This is a genomic window from Bradyrhizobium altum (genome assembly GCF_020889705.1).
Taxonomy (GTDB): domain Bacteria; phylum Pseudomonadota; class Alphaproteobacteria; order Rhizobiales; family Xanthobacteraceae; genus Bradyrhizobium; species Bradyrhizobium altum.
Genome location: NZ_JACMYP010000052.1, coordinates 23,172 through 38,966, shown reverse-complemented (window position 1 = coordinate 38,966; position 15,795 = coordinate 23,172). Strand labels below are relative to the sequence as shown.

General features: G+C 61.6%; 10 protein-coding genes. 9 read left to right on the top strand and 1 reads right to left on the bottom strand.

Features of this window, described 5'->3' with window-relative positions:
• From H8B02_RS15840 to H8B02_RS15805, 8 genes are all read left to right on the top strand, one after another.
• A partial coding sequence (locus H8B02_RS15840) for a calcium-binding protein (RefSeq protein WP_283842196.1) occupies positions 1 to 632 on the top strand: 632 nt, incomplete at its 5' end.
• A gap of 230 nt (positions 633 to 862) precedes the next feature.
• On the top strand, positions 863 to 2,749 hold the full coding sequence (locus tag H8B02_RS15835; protein ID WP_229167084.1) for a calcium-binding protein: 1,887 nt from the start codon (positions 863 to 865) through the stop codon (positions 2,747 to 2,749).
• A gap of 346 nt (positions 2,750 to 3,095) precedes the next feature.
• Positions 3,096 to 3,710, top strand: coding sequence for a class I SAM-dependent methyltransferase (locus tag H8B02_RS15830; protein WP_229167085.1), 615 nt, complete (start codon positions 3,096 to 3,098; stop codon positions 3,708 to 3,710).
• Positions 3,711 to 3,906: 196 nt separating this feature from the next.
• A complete protein-coding gene (locus H8B02_RS15825) occupies positions 3,907 to 6,141 on the top strand; it encodes a peptidase domain-containing ABC transporter (protein WP_229167083.1) in 2,235 nt (744 codons plus the stop codon).
• The gene (locus tag H8B02_RS15820; RefSeq protein ID WP_229167082.1) at positions 6,131 to 7,477 is read left to right on the top strand and encodes an HlyD family type I secretion periplasmic adaptor subunit; all 1,347 of its coding nucleotides are present in this window, start codon (positions 6,131 to 6,133) and stop codon (positions 7,475 to 7,477) included. Before H8B02_RS15825 ends, H8B02_RS15820 begins: the two co-directional genes overlap by 11 nt.
• Positions 7,477 to 9,510 (top strand): tetratricopeptide repeat protein, encoded by a 2,034-nt coding sequence (locus tag H8B02_RS15815; protein ID WP_376711665.1) that lies wholly within the window; start codon positions 7,477 to 7,479, stop codon positions 9,508 to 9,510. The genes H8B02_RS15820 and H8B02_RS15815 overlap by 1 nt, the downstream gene beginning before the upstream one ends.
• A gap of 718 nt (positions 9,511 to 10,228) precedes the next feature.
• Complete coding sequence (locus tag H8B02_RS15810) at positions 10,229 to 12,052, top strand: glycosyltransferase WbsX family protein (RefSeq protein ID WP_229167080.1); 1,824 nt, start codon at positions 10,229 to 10,231, stop codon at positions 12,050 to 12,052.
• 11 nt (positions 12,053 to 12,063) lie between these two features.
• The gene (locus H8B02_RS15805; RefSeq protein WP_229167079.1) at positions 12,064 to 12,987 is read left to right on the top strand and encodes a glycosyltransferase family 2 protein; all 924 of its coding nucleotides are present in this window, start codon (positions 12,064 to 12,066) and stop codon (positions 12,985 to 12,987) included.
• 105 nt (positions 12,988 to 13,092) lie between these two features.
• Here H8B02_RS15805 and H8B02_RS15800 read toward each other — a convergent pair whose 3' ends face one another.
• On the bottom strand, positions 13,093 to 14,238 hold the full coding sequence (locus H8B02_RS15800; protein ID WP_229167078.1) for a glycoside hydrolase family 71/99 protein: 1,146 nt from the start codon (positions 14,236 to 14,238) through the stop codon (positions 13,093 to 13,095).
• A 292-nt stretch (positions 14,239 to 14,530) separates the two neighbouring features.
• Here H8B02_RS15800 and H8B02_RS15795 point away from each other — a divergent pair, with 292 nt between their 5' ends.
• The gene (locus H8B02_RS15795; RefSeq protein ID WP_229167077.1) at positions 14,531 to 15,760 is read left to right on the top strand and encodes a glycosyltransferase family 92 protein; all 1,230 of its coding nucleotides are present in this window, start codon (positions 14,531 to 14,533) and stop codon (positions 15,758 to 15,760) included.
• Positions 15,761 to 15,795 lie beyond the last annotated feature (35 nt).

Below are 15,795 nucleotides of genomic sequence, written 5' to 3'. Positions count from 1 at the left end.
GTGCAGGCAACGACGCGCTCTACTCGAACTCGGATGCGTCGCACGGCTCGATCCTCGACGGCGGTGCCGGCAACGACTCGCTCTACGGCGGTGCGGGTGCCGACACGCTCTATGGTGGCGCCGGCAACGACCTGCTGGTCGGCGGTACCGGCACTGTTGCCGAGTACGGCGGCGCTGGCAAGGACGTGCTCTACTCGGGCAGCGATGCGTCGCACGCGACCTCGCTCTATGGCGGTGCCGGCAACGACTCGCTCTACGGCGGTGCCGGCAATGACACGCTGTATGGCGGCTCCGGCAGCGACACGCTGGTCGCCGGTTCGGGCAACCAGACCCTCCTTGGCGGCGGCGGCAACGACTCGTTCGTCGGCTCCGCGACCGGTACGGCTTCGATGGTTGGCGGATCTGGTCAGGACTACTTCTACCTGTCCAACCTCCACAGCAGCGACACCATTGACGGTGGTGCCGGCAACAAGGACTCGCTGACCTTCCTGGATCACGCCTCGACCGACGTGACCGGCATCAGCGCCGGCAAGGACGGTTCTCTGGACGTCAACTTCAGCAATGGCCAGGTGACCCAGATCAGCAACATCGAATACCTAATCTTCAACGATGGTCACTCGACCAAGCTGTAAGATCCCAAACCTGAACTAAGATCTCAGGTCTGCACTAAACTAGGTCTGCACTAAGGGAAGGCGCCGCCTCAACCATGGTTGAGGCGGCGCTTTTTTTCGATTGCAGGTAGTGCTCGGAGATGTTGTCTGATAGCTTTGCAGTGTTGCAGCCTGCTCCAATTGTGAGTCATCGAGATAATTTGAGTATTTGCTTAGAGATGATGTAGCGCGTCGAAGCAGGGGCTCCATCGATGGTGACGCAAAATCTGAACCGGACGGGGCTCAAGGCCGCGATCAGCTCCGCGATCGATCACGCAACCCGGCAACAGATTCTCGACTATCTGATCAGCGCGGGGATCGGCTACACCAGCCCGGATGACGGCGCGACCATCCCGGTGCAGGAGGGGGCTGGGATCAGCAACCCGGATCCGAACGCCTATGTTCTGATCGAAACCAACGCCAGCAATACGATCAAGCTTGATGCCAAGCTGAAGGCAATCATCGAGGCCACCAAGAGCGACGTGACGCTGACCGTGAACGGCGCCGCCCCGGTGGTGGTTGCGACCGGTGTCGGCAACGACGATATCACCATCAACAACAACCGCGGTACCACGGTTCTTGCCGGCGCGGGCAACGACACGGTGTACGGTGGCGGCGTGGGCCACACCCAGATTTACGGCGACGCCGGCAACGACTGGCTTTACGGCAGTGACTGGTCGGACCTGCATGGCGGTAGCGGCGACGATACTCTGCTGTCCGGCAGCTCGCTGGACTCACTGGACCGGATCAACACGCTGGACGGCGGTAGCGGCAACGACGTGCTGTTCGGTGGCTGGGGCAACGATCGCCTGTATGGTGGCGCCGGTGACGACTGGTTGAGCGCGGGTTTCTACAACGAGACTCTCGACGGTGGCGCGGGCAATGACACGCTGGTCGCCGGCACATACAGCGATCAGATCTACGGCGGCGCCGGCGACGACCTGCTCTACGCGAACTTGTTTGCGTGGTACGGCTCGTTCCTGTCGGGCGGTGACGGCAACGACACGCTGGAGGGTGGTGCCAGTGGCGAAGCCGACACGCTGGATGGCGGCGCCGGTGACGACCTGCTGCAGGGCGGCACCGCCACGGCTGCGGAGTACGGTGGCAGCGGCAACGACGTTCTCAAGTCAGGCGCCGGTTATGGGCTCGGCACGTTGCTCGATGGTGGTGCGGGCGACGACACGCTGGTTGCCGGTGCAGGGTATAATCCTGCCAATATCGGTTCCGACACGCTGGACGGCGGTACCGGCAACGACCTGCTGATCGGCGCTGCCGGGACTGTTGCGGAGTATGGTGGCAGCGGCAACGATGCGGTTTACTCGCACTCGGATGCATCGCACGGCACGATCCTGGACGGCGGTGCGGGCAACGACTCGCTCTATGGCGGTGCGGGTGCCGACTCACTGGATGGCGGCGCCGGCAACGATCTGCTGGTCGGCGGTACCCGCACTGTTGCCGAATACGGCGGCAACGGCAACGACGCGCTCTATTCGGGCAGCGATGCGTCGCACGCGACCTCACTCTACGGCGGTGCCGGCAACGACTCGCTCTATGGCGGTGGGGGTGCCGACTCGCTGGATGGCGGCGCGGGCAACGACCTGCTGGTGGGCGGCACCGGCACTGTTGCGGAATACGGCGGCGCCGGCAACGACGTGCTCTATTCCGGCAGCGATGCCTCGCATGCGACCTCGCTCTACGGCGGTGACGGCAACGACTCGCTCTATGGCAGTGCCGGCAACGACACGCTGCATGGCGGCTCCGGACACGATACGATGGTCGCCGGCTCGGGTACGCAGACGCTGATCGGCGGCAATGGCGGTTCCTCGTTCGTCGGCTCCGCCACCGGCACGGCCTCGATGGTCGGTGGCTCGGGGCAGGACTACTTCTACCTGTCCAACCTCCACAGCAAAGACACCATTGACGGTGGCGCCGGCAGCAAGGACTCGCTGACCTTCCTGGATCACGCCTCGACTGACGTGACCGATATCACCGCGGGCAAGGACGGTTCTCTGGACATCAACTTCAGCAATGGCCAGGTGACCCAGATCAGCAACATCGAATACCTGATCTTCAACGATGGTCACTCGACCAGGTTGTAACACCCCAGGCCTTCACGAAGTGAGGGGGCCGCCTCGACCTCGGTTGGGCGGCCCTTTCGTTGGTGTGCGAACACGGTGATCGGAACTTGTCGATCATTCGGCGTCGGATCGGGCGAGCTCCGTCTCAAGTTCCGCTCCAGGCATTCCGTTAACGGACGTTAGAACGTTAGTTCGTCACATTCGGACCACGTAGCTTTTGTAAAGGCGTGTGGCTCGCTTGATCGAACGGTGCTGGGGCCGATGGTTTTCCAGCGGCGCCATCAACTTCGGTCAGGACGAGCGATCGCTGCAGAAATCAGCCGCTTAATGCGCGAACCGCGGAGCTCTCGAATTGGCCAAGAAGAAAATGCTGAACGCCGGCGCTGGATCGACGGTTGCCAAGCGGATCCAGCCGCTCCTGACGTCGCATGAGTGGGAGGAGGTTCGCCTCGATGTCGACGGCAGCGTGAGTCCGGACATCGTCGGCTCGATTACCGATCTCGCGAAACTGTGCCGGCCGGCCTCGTTCGACGCGATCTGGTGCTCCCATCTGATGGAGCATCTCTATGCCCATGAGATACATCCCACATTCGTCCAGTTCCGCGAGGTTCTCAAGCCGGACGGATTCGCGCTGATCATGTCGCCCGACCTTGAGGCGGTGGCTCAGCACATGCTGACCCAGGGTCTCGGTGCGGTCGCCTATGTCTCGCCGGCCGGTCCGATACGGCCACTTGATATGATCTACGGGCATTCCGGCGCGATCGAGCAGGGACGCCACCACATGGCGCACAAGACCGGTTTTTCGTGCGACCGGATGGGAAACCTGCTGCTGAGCGCCGGGTTTCCGACGGTGTCCGTTCGCAGCGGGAACTTCGAGGTCTGCGCCTTGGCGCTCATGCCGGAGGCCGAGGAGAGGCGGATCCGGCCGCAGCTCGAGGCCTGCGGCTTCGACTTCCGGGAGACGGAGACCGCCGCCCCGTGATCGTCGATGTTAAATAATGTTATAATGGTTCCGTGGTTAAACCACCGGTAGCAATGGCCGGAACTGGCTTCTGTGCTTGTTGCGACACATATCTTTTCGGAACGATGCGCTGAAAATGCTGCGTTAGCGAACTAACAGTGATAAGTTATATCTCGCTAGGGACCGGATCTTGCGCAGTCGAAACCTCGAGGCTTCCATGACCAAACACCTCTCGCTCGTCGGCGCACCTTCGGTGGAGGCGCTGCCGCCCTCGGGTCTCGCCTGTCTCGTCATCGTGGCAAGACAGCATGGTTTGCACCTGACCCCGTCCCAGCTCATCCATGACAACCTGCTGGGCGACCAGGAAGTCACGCTTGCCGAGCTTTTGAAGTGCGCGAATTCCTCGGGCATGACGGCCAAGGCCGTCACGCTGGACTGGAAGGGGCTGAGCCATCTCAAGCGGGCGCTGCCGGCAATCGTTCGCCTGCGCGATGGCAGCCACATGGTCTTGCTGCGCCTCGAAGGCGATGAAAACAGCACCCGGGTGGTCTTGCAGGATCCGAATGCGAGCGAGGATGCGCTGCTCGTCATCGATCAACCGCGCTTTGAGGACATCTGGTCGGGCGACGTCGTCATGGCCAAGCGCGATTACGAGATCTCCGACGAGACCCAGCCGTTCAGCTTCGGCTTTGTCACCGCATTGCTGTTCCGCGAGCGGCGGATCCTGCGTGACGTCGCGATCGCGGCGCTGATCCTGGGCTTCATGGGCCTGGCACCGATCATGTTCTGGCGGCTGCTCTCCGACAAGGTCATTTTCTACAAGGCCTACAACACGTTCTACGTGCTGTGTATCGCCATGTTCGTGGTCATCATGTTCGAGGCGGCGTTCACGTTCCTGCGGCAGTATCTGGTGCAGCGTTTGACGGCCCGCCTCGACGTCAAGCTGTCGACCTACGTGTTCGAGAAAGTGCTCAATCTGCCGATCGACTACTTCGAGCAGAACGCTGTCGGCCTGATTTCGCGGGACATCCGCGAGGTGTTTCGAATTCGCGGCTTCCTCACCGGGCAGTTGTTCGGAACCATTCTCGATTCGACGACGCTGTTCTTCTTCCTGCCGGTCATGTTCTTCTTCAGCCCGATCATGACGCTGATGGTTCTTGCCTTTGCCGGGGTGATCGTAACCTGGCTTATCCTGATGCTGCCGACGTACCGGAAGAAGTCCTCGGCAACCCTGGCGGCCGAAGGCGCACAGGGCGCGTTCCTGATCCAGAGTCTAAACGGCATGCGGACCATCAAATCGCTGGCGCTCGATACGCGGCAGCGCCACATGTGGGACGTGCTGGTGGCGCGCGTCGCCAAGGCGCGTCTTGCCGAAGGCCTGACCGGAACCGCGATCCAGACGGTGGTGCGTCCGTTGGAACGGTTGGCGGTGAGTGCGCCCTATGCGTTCGGTGTCTACCTGGCCGTGTCGAGCGGCGATCCGGTCTATGTCGGCGCGCTGTTTGCCTTTCTGATGCTGTCGCAACGTGTTGCCGGCCCGCTGATGCAGATGGCTCAGCTCATCAACCAGTATGACGAGGCGCGCACGGCAGTCACGATCGTCGGCCGACTGGTGAATCAGCCGCCTGAGGAGGGACGTTCCGGCCATGGCGTGCGGGTCCCGCTCAAGGGACTGGTCGAATTCTCCGGCGTCACATTCAAGTACAAGGGAGCGGTGTCGCCGGCGCTGAACAACATCTCGTTCGAGATTCCGCTCGGCACCACGCTCGGCGTGATGGGCAAGAGCGGCTCGGGCAAGACCACGATCACGCGGCTGTTGCAGCGGCTGCACTCCGACTACGGCGGTCTGATCAAGGTCGACGGCATCGATGTCCGCGAATACGATGTCGACCATCTCCGGCGCAACGTCGGCGTCGTGCTACAGGAGAACTTCCTGTTCAGCGGCACGATCCGCGAGAACATTTCAGCCGCGAAGCCCGATGCGACCTTCGACGACATTGTCAGGGCGGCGCGTTTGGCCGGCGCAGAGGAGTTCATCGACAAGCTGCCGCGCGGCTACGAGACCTATATCTACGAGGGATCCACCAATCTCTCCGGCGGGCAGCGTCAGCGCCTCGCGATTGCGCGAGCGCTGATCGTCAATCCGCCGATCCTGATCCTGGACGAAGCGACCAGCGCGCTCGATGCCGAGAGCGAGACGATCGTCAACGCGAATATTTCTCGGATTGCCCAGGGGCGCACGCTGATCATCATCTCGCACCGGCTGTCGTCGCTCACGAAGGCCGATGCGATCCTCGTGCTCAATCGCGGCGTGGTCAACGACATCGGACGCCACGACGAGCTTCTGGAACGAAACGACATCTATAGCTCGCTCTGGTACCAGCAGAATACGCATCTCGTGCCGGCGGGCCGCAACGAGAAGAACTTCAGGAGTCCGACCCTTGTCTCCTAATCAGGCTTCGCTCGCGACCGTTCGCCAGTTCCAGTCCGAAACAGATGCCATCCGCGAGGCGGCCGAGCCGTTGCTGGCCCGCGCGACGCTGTTCGTGCTGTCGGCGTTCCTGGTCTCCGTCGTGGCGATCATGTGCTTCACGCGCGTCGATCGGGTCATCACGAGCGTGGGCGGCAGGATCGTTCCGGTCGATCAGATCAACGTGCTGCAGGCCCTGGACGCGTCGATCATCAAGACGATCGATGTTCGGGAAGGTGAGCAGGTTGAGACGGGTCAGCTGCTTGCGACGCTCGACTCGACCTTCACCGTGGCCGACGTCACGCAGTACAAGCTGCAGATTGCCAGCCTTGACGCACAGGTTGCCCGCGACGAGGCCGAATTGTCCGGAAAGCCGCTGACATTCGGTCAGTCCAACGATCCGGAAGTCACCCGGTACAACGCCTTGCAGAAGGCGCTCTACGACCAGCGCGTCGCCCAGTACAACGCGCAGGTGAACAGCTACGACTCCAAGATCAGCCAGACCGAAGCGACGATCCAGAAGTCGAAGAAGGACGACGAGCGCTACAGTCAACGTGCCGAGATCGCCGGCAAGATCGAGGACATGCGCTCGACGCTTGCCGAAAGCGGCAGCGGGTCCAAGCTGAACCTGTATCTGTCTCAGGATAATCGCCTGGAGTTGTTGCGCCAGATCGACAACACGCACAACACCCTGCTGGAGGCGCAACACCAGCTGGAATCGCTGAAGGCCGATCGCAAGGCCTTCGCCGAGCAATGGAATGCGCAGCTGAGCCAGGATCTGGTCACGACGCGCAACAGCCTTGATACCGCCCGCTCAAACTATGACAAGGCCATCAAGCATCAGGACCTGGTGCGATGGACGGCCGCCGAGCCCTCGGTCGTCCTGACCCTCGCCAAGCTCTCGGTCGGATCGGTGCTGAAGCCGGGTGATCCCTTCATCACGCTGATGCCGCTCAAGACCCGGCTCGAGGCGGAGATTCAGATCCTGTCGCGCGATGTCGGCTTCGTCCGGCCGAACGACCCCTGCACGATGAAGGTCGATGCCTTCAACGCGGCGGAGCACGGCACGGCGCAGGGCAAGATTCGCTGGATCAGCGAAGGCGCCTTCACCACCGATGAGGACGGAAAGCCGGTCGATGCCTACTACAAGGCGCGATGCTCGGTCGACGAGACCAACTTCAAGGATGTTCCGAGGAATTTCCGCCTCATCCCCGGCATGACGCTGCAGGGCGATGTCAATGTGGGCACCCGATCGGTGGCGATGTATCTGCTCGGCGGCATGCTGCGCAGTGCAAAAGAAGCAATGCGCGAGCCATGATGGTATCGACGCGATCCCTTCTCGACTTGCTCCGGCCCGGTTCGTCCCGTTCAGACTCTTCGCAGTTTGAACGGGGACTGGAGGCTTACGAGAACCGGCAATATCTCGAGGCGCTGCGCTTGTGGCGGCTTGCGTCGCGCGCAGGCAACCCGGAGGCGGATTACCGGATCGGGCTGCTCTATGCGAGGAACGAGGGCGTTATCGGCAACATTCCGGACGCGGTCGCGTGGTATGAACGCGCCGCCCTGAACGGACACACCGAAGCGCAATTCCAGCTTGGCTTGATCTACCTCCACGGGTTTCAGGCCGCGCTCGGACCGAACAGGCCCGAGATGTGGCGGCAATCCACTGCAGCGCGGCTGGGTGACAAGGCGACCAACCTGCACGATCTGGTGTTCCCGAACGGGATCGGTGTGCCCAGGGACCTCGACGCCGCCTTCCTCTGGATGTCGGTGGCGGCGGAGGCCGGCAAGGCGGACGCACAGGCGCTCCTGGGCGACATGTACGCCAACGGGCAAGGCTGCGCCAAGGATCACGCTGTTGCCCTGCGCTGGTACGAGGCCGCGGCGGAGCAGAAGGCGGCGGCCGGCGAATTCGCGCTCGGTGACGTGTATTATCAGGGACGCGGCGTTCCCGTCGATTTTGCGCAGGCCGCGATCTGGTATCAAAAAGCCGCGGAGCGGGGGCATGTCCGCGCGCAGGTGGCGCTCGCTTTCATGTGCCTCAAGGGCACCGGGCTCCCCGAAAATGTCGAAGAGGCCGCGCGACTGTTCCAGAGTGCCGCTGCCCATGACGATACCATCGCGCTCTACAACATCGCGCTGTTGCGGCTGAGCGGCAAAGGGGTGGCCAAGGACCTCGACAAGGCCGAGACCGCGCTGCGCAAGGCGGCACGGAAGGATTACCTGCCGGCGATCCAGGCGCTGGCCGAGTTCTATGCGCTCGGCACCGCAGCCGAGCCGGATCTGCGCGAGGCGGCGTATTGGTACGAGAAGGCGGCCGAGCGCGGCGACGTGCAGGCGCAGTTCTTTACCGGTCGCTTCTACGCCACCGGCACCGGCGTTCCGCCCAGCATCCGCCAGGCTGCGAAATGGTTCGAACGCGCGGCCGAGAGCGGCCATGCCACGGCAGCCCACAACATCGCGGTGTTCTATCTCAACGGCAACGGCGTGACGCGCGATGTCGCGGCCGCGATCAAGTGGTTCGAGCGCGCGTGCGAGGGAGGCATCAGCGCCGCTGGCGTGCAACTCGGCCGGCTTTACTCGGCGGGCAACGGCGTGCCGCGCGATCAGGTGCGCGCTGCCGAATGGCTCAGCAAGGCTGCCAAGGGCGGCGACGCCGATGCAAAGACCGCCTATGCCGTGTTTCTCATCCAGCAAGAGCCATCCGAAGCGGGTCTTGCGCAAGCGCGCTCGCTGCTCACCGATGCCGCCGAGGTCGGTCATTCCGCCGCGGCATTCCAGTTGGGCGGGCTTCACATGGGAAGGTCCGGTGGCGCCGTCGATCTACCGGCCGCGGCCCAATGGTTCAAGCGCGCGGCAAGTGCCGGCCATGTCGAGGCCCAGCACACATTGGCGTTGTTGTATTCCGATCCCAAGAGCGCCCTCAAGGATCCGCAGGCGGCCGCCGGCTGGATCGTGAAAGCTGCCGATGGCGGCAGCGCCGCAGCGCAGTTCAAGCTTGCGGTGATGTATTGCACCGGGCAGGGCATCGAGCAGGATCTTGCCCAGGGCGTGAAATGGTACGAGGCCGCGGCGCGCCAGGGCCACACGACCGCGCAATACAACCTTGCCGTGATGCTCGGGCGAGGTCAGGGCCGCGACGCCGATCCGGCGAAGGCGGCCGAGTGGTTCGCGGCAGCTGCGGAGCAGGGCATGGCCGAAGCCCAGCTCGCCATTGGCGATGCACTGCGTGCCGGCAACGGCGTCGCGCAGGATCGCGATCAGGCGCTGCGCTGGTATCGGCAGGCGGCGCAGCAGAACAACGAAGGTGCACTACGTCGTCTGCAGGCGATGGGCAAGAGCGTCGGCTGAGATTGTTGGAGGCGGACATCACGTCGCGCGCAAGCAATGGCAGAGACGGTGACACGGCTTTGTTTTTGGGCGCGAAGGCACGGAAGCGTGCATGTCCGCGTGACAATCTAGGCAGAACTAACAATGGCTTTCATATCGACGATAGAGAGATTGCGTTAATGTGGGTTCGCGGAATAAATGCTCATTGCACCTCTGGTTGTGTGAAGATGATCGATAAGAACCGAGAGGTCACGATCTGGAGCGTGTCAGGCAATGTGATCCCGGGATCGAACGTCCGCGTGACCGGGAAAGAAACTGGAGCCGGCGTTAAACGTTGGCAGGAGATTGAGTGGCAATGAACAAGATGGTCGAACGGAGCGTCAGGGATACGAAGGATATGTTGCCCGTTGCCAGTCCGGTTCAGCAGGAAGACCATCCGCAGAGCCTGTTCCTGGATCCCGATATCAGCGATCTCCAGTCAGGATCGCGGTTGCGTGGCGCGATCCTCGAATATTCAGGGCGGGGAATCTCGGGTTGGATTGTCGATGCCCAGTCGCCTGCTTCAACGGTTTCGATAGCGCTCTTTGTCGCTTCCCACTGTGTCGAAGAGGGACGCACCGGCCGATCCATGCCGGCCCGCATCGGTCCGCGGAGCGTGATCGGATGTCCCGGATTCCGAATCGATCTGTCCACGCCGGGTGTGCGTCGTCGTTTGGCGCGCGCCCTGCGAAACACGCTCGTGGAGCCCAAGCATGCGCAGATCTATCTGCGCATCAGCCTGAACGATGGCGAATACTACGAGATACCGCTGTTCGAGAATTTTACGCCGAGCGAAGTGGTCGTAGCGCTGGGCTTCTCGATCGAGGACTACGATGATCTGCTGCTTCCGAACAACGACAACAGGACAATCGCCGGACCGGCGGCCGCCGCCACCAAAGAGGTGCGCTACATTTGTTTCTACCTGCCGCAATTCCATTCATTTGAAGAAAATGACAGGTGGTGGGGACCGGGGTTCACCGAGTGGACCAACGTCGCGCGCATGCGTGCCCAGTTTCCGGCTCACGAGTCGCCATGGCTGCCGGCCGATCTTGGATTCTATGACGTCCGGCTGCCGGAGACGCGCCGTCAGCAGGGCGACCTCGCGCGCAAGTACGGCATCGATGGATTTTGCTACTACGTTTACTGGTTTCAGGGACGACGGCTGCTGGAAAAGCCGCTTCAGCTCCTGCTCGAGGACGGCGAGCCGAACCTGCCTTTCTGCATCTGCTGGGCAAACGAGAACTGGTCCCGCCGGTGGGACGGCTCCGATGCCGAGCTCCTGCTGGGACAAAATCACTCGCTCGACGACGATGTCCGCTTCATCGACGACATGGCCGACCTGCTGCTCGATGAGCGCTACATCACGGTCGATGGTCGAAAGATCATCGTCGTCTACAGGCCGTCATTGTTGCCGGACAAGCAGCGTCTGTTCGAGATTTGGCGCGAGAGGGCCAGAGAACTCGGAATTGGCGAGCTGCTGATTTGCAATGCGATGACCTTCGGAGAGTTCGATCCGCGTGACGTCAATTGCGATGCTGCGATCGAGTTTCCGCCGCACACGGTCTCGACGCGGGAGGTGCCGCCGGCCGAAGTCGATGCTCCGCCGACCTTCGCCGGTAAGGTGTACGACTACGTCGATGCGATGCGATCGTCGATCGGCAAGACCTATGATTTCCCGTTCTTTCCTGCCGTGATGCCGCGCTGGGACAATACGCCTCGCAAGGGCGCGCGCGGTCACGTCTTCACCAGGTCCAGTCCGGAGGCGTTTGAGGTCTGGCTTCGCGACGCGACGTTGCGCGCCAAGGGCAACAGCTTCTCCGAGTCATTGGTGTTCATCAATTCCTGGAACGAGTGGGCGGAGGGTGCTCACCTCGAGCCGGATTCGCGTCACGGACGAGCGTTTCTCGACGTCGTGCGAAGGGTGGCTTCGGCTGAGCCGATTTCGGCGCAGATCCGGAATAGCCCGGATCTGCTCGATTGCCTGAGCAGGCAGGAGCTGGAGTGGGCGGTGAAGGAAGCCTCGACGCATGTCGAAGTGCTGGCAAACCTGCACCGGTCGGGTCTCACTCACTCGGGCGTGCAGCGCGTCAGAAGCGGCACGCCGGTTGAGGCAGAAGGCGCGTCCGACAATCCGGCAGGTTCATTGCTGGTCATCGAGAACATCAATTCTCAGACGGGCGAGCGGGTGATCGTCGATCCGCGCTTCGAGATATTGGTGCGGGGTTGGATCTGCGCGGGCAATACGTTCGAGGCAAGCCGGCAACGAACGGGATTCCTGGTGCTGTCGGCGTTTGCGCCGGACAGCGCGGTCAATAGCGGGTACTGCCTGATCGTTGATTGGCACGAGCGCGTCGACGTGAAGGAATATATGAAGGCCGAAAGCAAGGACTGCTATTTCGGCTTCCAGCTGTCCTTCTCGATTCGGGATTTGCCGGATGGTGAATATCAGCTCGCGGTCCTGGAGGTCGGCGACGGCGCCAGCGCGCTGGTGCGGTCCCGCCATTCGATCATCGTGAGACGTTGAGGTCGCCGCCGATGCTCGCAAGTGTCGTCATCGCGTGCTACAAGCACGAGCAGTATCTTGAGGAATGCCTTGAGACTGTCTATCAGCAGACTTTTGCCGACATCGAGCTCGTCATCGTCGACGACCATTCGCCGGACAAGAGTTTTGAAGTCGCGCAGAAGGCGATCAAGAAGCGGTCGTTCGGAAAGCGCTTTGTCTCCTGCAAGCTGCTCAAGAACCCGCAAAACCTCGGCGCCCACTACACCTGGAACAGGGCATTGTCGCTGACGAGCGGCGACATGATCTTCCTTTTGAACTCGGACGATGCCTTTTCGAAGGAGCGCGTCCGGCTGTTCGCGGATCAATATGCCAATGAGCGGCTGTTCTTCGGCTTCTCGGCCGTCGAGCCGATCGACGAGCACGGCAAGTCGATCAGCAACTACCAGTTTCCGACACGCCTGCGCTATGCAATCGATCGGGCCCAGATTGCGGGTGCGCCGCTGTCTTGGACATTCCTGGATTCCCAGATTGCCGCGTCGACCGGAAACTTCGTCTTCAGCCGTGAGCTGCTGCGGCAGGTGGGCTGGCTCGCCGACCTCAAATACTGTCACGATTGGGACTTCGCCCTGCGCGCCGTCACCAAGGTCGAGCCGACCTATCTCGAGTCCGACCGCTATCTGTATCGACTTCACTCAACCAACAGCTTCCGAAGTCTGAGCAAGGTGGCGGAGAGTGAGACGAAGGCTTGCATGGAATCGTATTGCCTGAATGCAATCTCGTCGCGGCCGCAAAACAAGACCTGCCTCAGCCCGTCCAATTTCGGCGATTCGTTCTATGACTTCGTGAAGCTGCACCCGAACTTCAACTACTGGGTCAAGCAGATCTATGCGCCCTATCATCCGGAGCATCGCACGGTGGAGTCGAACGATCGGACCAGGCCGCTTCGCTGGCGCTGATTGGGGGAACGTCTGCCTGTCCGTTCCGATGCAATCGGAACGGAGCCCTGATTGAGCGTGCGCCGCGGCTTCACGCAAGCCGCGACACACGTCTTTAGAACCGACCTAGCAGAGGTTTTTCGACGCCGTCTTTGCGGTCGTCTTGAGAACTTCGCGCAGCGCTTCCAGGCGATCGGTCTGGCAGGGCACGGTGGGGACCAGCCAGCCACCTTCGTCATTTTCGTTCCAGGCATAGATCAGCACCGCGGGGGCCCGGCGATCGGGCGCACGGCTGTTCACCCAGCTGATCGATTGCGCCAGATGGCTGGCCAATTCCTTCTTCGTCGGCGCGGCGTAGAAATTGGTGACGCCATCGCCGGGACGCTGCTTGGTCTCCCAGGGCACCGGACGTTCGATGCGCGGGCGCCTGTCCCATCCGGTCATCACCGTGGGCACGACCGGGACCTGGCTCGCGGCCAGATCGTTCCAGCCCTTTTCGGCATACTTCGCGAGATCTGCAAAGCTTCCGCGGCCGTTGCCGGTTGTGATCGCATATGACCCGACCGCGTCGGCGCCCAGATTGGCGGCCTCCTGGCTCAGGAATTTCGCCTCTCCCGCCAGCACGATGTAGGGATCGGCAAGCCCGGCTCCGTTGGCATCGGATTTGAACTTGCTCAGCTGGGTGCGCAGGCCTTGTACGCCTCCCCAGCTTCGCTGCACGTCCGCTCCCTTGATGAAGCCCAGGAAGTACAGCGGCCGATCGTTCTCCACCCTCAGATAGTTCTTGTCCGCCATGAGGCCGATGTGCTCCTGGGGCAGCGAGGATAGCTTGGCTGCCGATCCCCATCGCCCGAGCTCGGTGAACATGCAGTATCTCAGTTCGGCTGCCTTTGGCCGCGCTCTGAACGCGTACAGGGCCTTCGACATCGGGTGGTTTGCGCCGTAGGCGGCAAACGCCCAATAGTCCAGTCCTGCAAAGATGGCCTGGTCGATCTCCTTGTCCATCTCGGCCTCGATCGAAGCCGAAAAATCGAGCGCGTTGGGATCGCGGTTCATCTCCGTTCCGAAGAAGGGCGTTCGCCAACGATATTTTTCGGGACCGAGCGATTGCTTCATGGCTTCGGTCGGCTGCGAGCCCGGCGCATACCAGGCGTCCCATCGGATCGCTCCGACCAGGGGCCGGGAAGCTGCCGCGGCCGCGGCCGGATGGCCGGAACCCAGGACGCTGAGCGAGCCGGGCAGCAGGCTTGCGGATAACGATGTCAAAAACATTCGTCTTGTAAGCGCGAACGGCTTACGGACTGCTGCATTCCCATTGTCCATTGGCGACCTCCGATCGTTCCCGTCCCGTGCGACGGTTTCGTGCAAATGACAGCGAGCCCTCTGCTTCTATTGTATTGATTTTCCTCGAAATAACCTTACAACAGTTAAATGTGAGCGCTACGTGTTATAGCCTTATTCTTGTAGGATAAGTGCGCTAATAGGGAATTCGTGGTGCGAACCAATGGTAATTGCTTGTTGATCTCGTGGGGAGCGGCTCAGGTTGGACATGGAAATTCCTGCATTGTCTAGTTTCAGCTCAGGCGTGAATCTCGATACGCTTCCTGCAAGTGAGATCGAGACAAGGCTTCGAGATTTCTTTTCCGGGCGGATCGCAAATCCGAAGCCCGACGACCTCATCCAATCGGTCGAGCAGTTGGAGCAGCAATACGGCCACTACAAGGAATTCCAGTTTGCAAAGGCGGCAGCGCTTGTGCAGGCATGTGATTTCGCCGGAGCGCGCGCAATCCTTCTCGACCTCGTCAAGCAGCTGCCGTCCGACTCGCGGATATTGCATCGCCTTGCGATCGCGGATCTCAACATGGGATCAGCCCACGAAGCGCAGGACGTTTACCTTTCCGCGCTCGCTGCGGCCCCGAAAAGCGAAAACCTGCGGCGCGAGTTTGCCGGCCTCTTGCGCGTGATGGAGGCGAAGAAGCTCTATGTCGGGGTCGATCGGAAGAAGCACGGCCTGGCCGCCGTGTGCGCCATCAAGAACGAGGGCGACGACCTCCTGGAATGGCTGCACTTTCACAGACTGGTCGGAGTCGATCACTTCTACCTCTACGACAACGGCAGCACCGACAACACGCGCGCCGTGATCGAATCCTTCCCGTGGCCCGAAACGATCACCTATCATTTCGTGGAGGGGGAATTCGGCCAGATGCGCGCGTTCTCTCATGCGATCGACAGCTATCGCAATTGCTCGGAATGGTGCGCCTTCATCGATGCCGATGAGTACCTGTTTCCGACGAAGGCCGGCAACATCAAGGACGTGCTGGCGGAGGTTGGATCGGCGCCGGCGGTGGCGGTGCATTGGTTGAACTTCGGATCGAACGGTCACGACGCGAAGCCGGCCGGCTTGTGCATCGAGTCCTTCACGCGTCGCGCTCCGGACGACTTCCCGGATCATTTCATCATGAAGTCGATCATTCGGCCGGACACCATCGTGTCCTACCTGCATCCCCATCAATCGCTCGTTCTGGGCTGCTACGTTCAGGAAGACGGCACGCCCGTTTTCCCGATCGGCGGGCGCTGTACGGCTCCCAAGCGGGACAAGCTCGTCATCAATCACTACTACACGAAGTCCCGGCAACAATTGCTGAAGAAGCGTGAGCGCGGCAGGCCGTTGGCCGATGGAGATCCCGAGAAGATCCGCGCGATGGAGTTCTTCACATTGCGGGATCGCAACGATATCGAAGACGCGACGATCCAGCGGTTTCTTCCGGAGCTGAAGAAACTGGTTCAGGCCTGAATCTGGGACAGCTGAATCTGGGAACGGCAATATCC

Coding starts and splice junctions, on each gene's coding strand:
- H8B02_RS15805 (WP_229167079.1), top strand. CDS start 12,064: ATGCTCGCAAGTGTCGTCATCGCGTGCTACAAGCACGAGCAGTATCTT.
- H8B02_RS15800 (WP_229167078.1), bottom strand. CDS start 14,238: ATGTTTTTGACATCGTTATCCGCAAGCCTGCTGCCCGGCTCGCTCAGC.
- H8B02_RS15830 (WP_229167085.1), top strand. CDS start 3,096: ATGCTGAACGCCGGCGCTGGATCGACGGTTGCCAAGCGGATCCAGCCG.
- H8B02_RS15825 (WP_229167083.1), top strand. CDS start 3,907: ATGACCAAACACCTCTCGCTCGTCGGCGCACCTTCGGTGGAGGCGCTG.
- H8B02_RS15815 (WP_376711665.1), top strand. CDS start 7,477: ATGGTATCGACGCGATCCCTTCTCGACTTGCTCCGGCCCGGTTCGTCC.
- H8B02_RS15835 (WP_229167084.1), top strand. CDS start 863: ATGGTGACGCAAAATCTGAACCGGACGGGGCTCAAGGCCGCGATCAGC.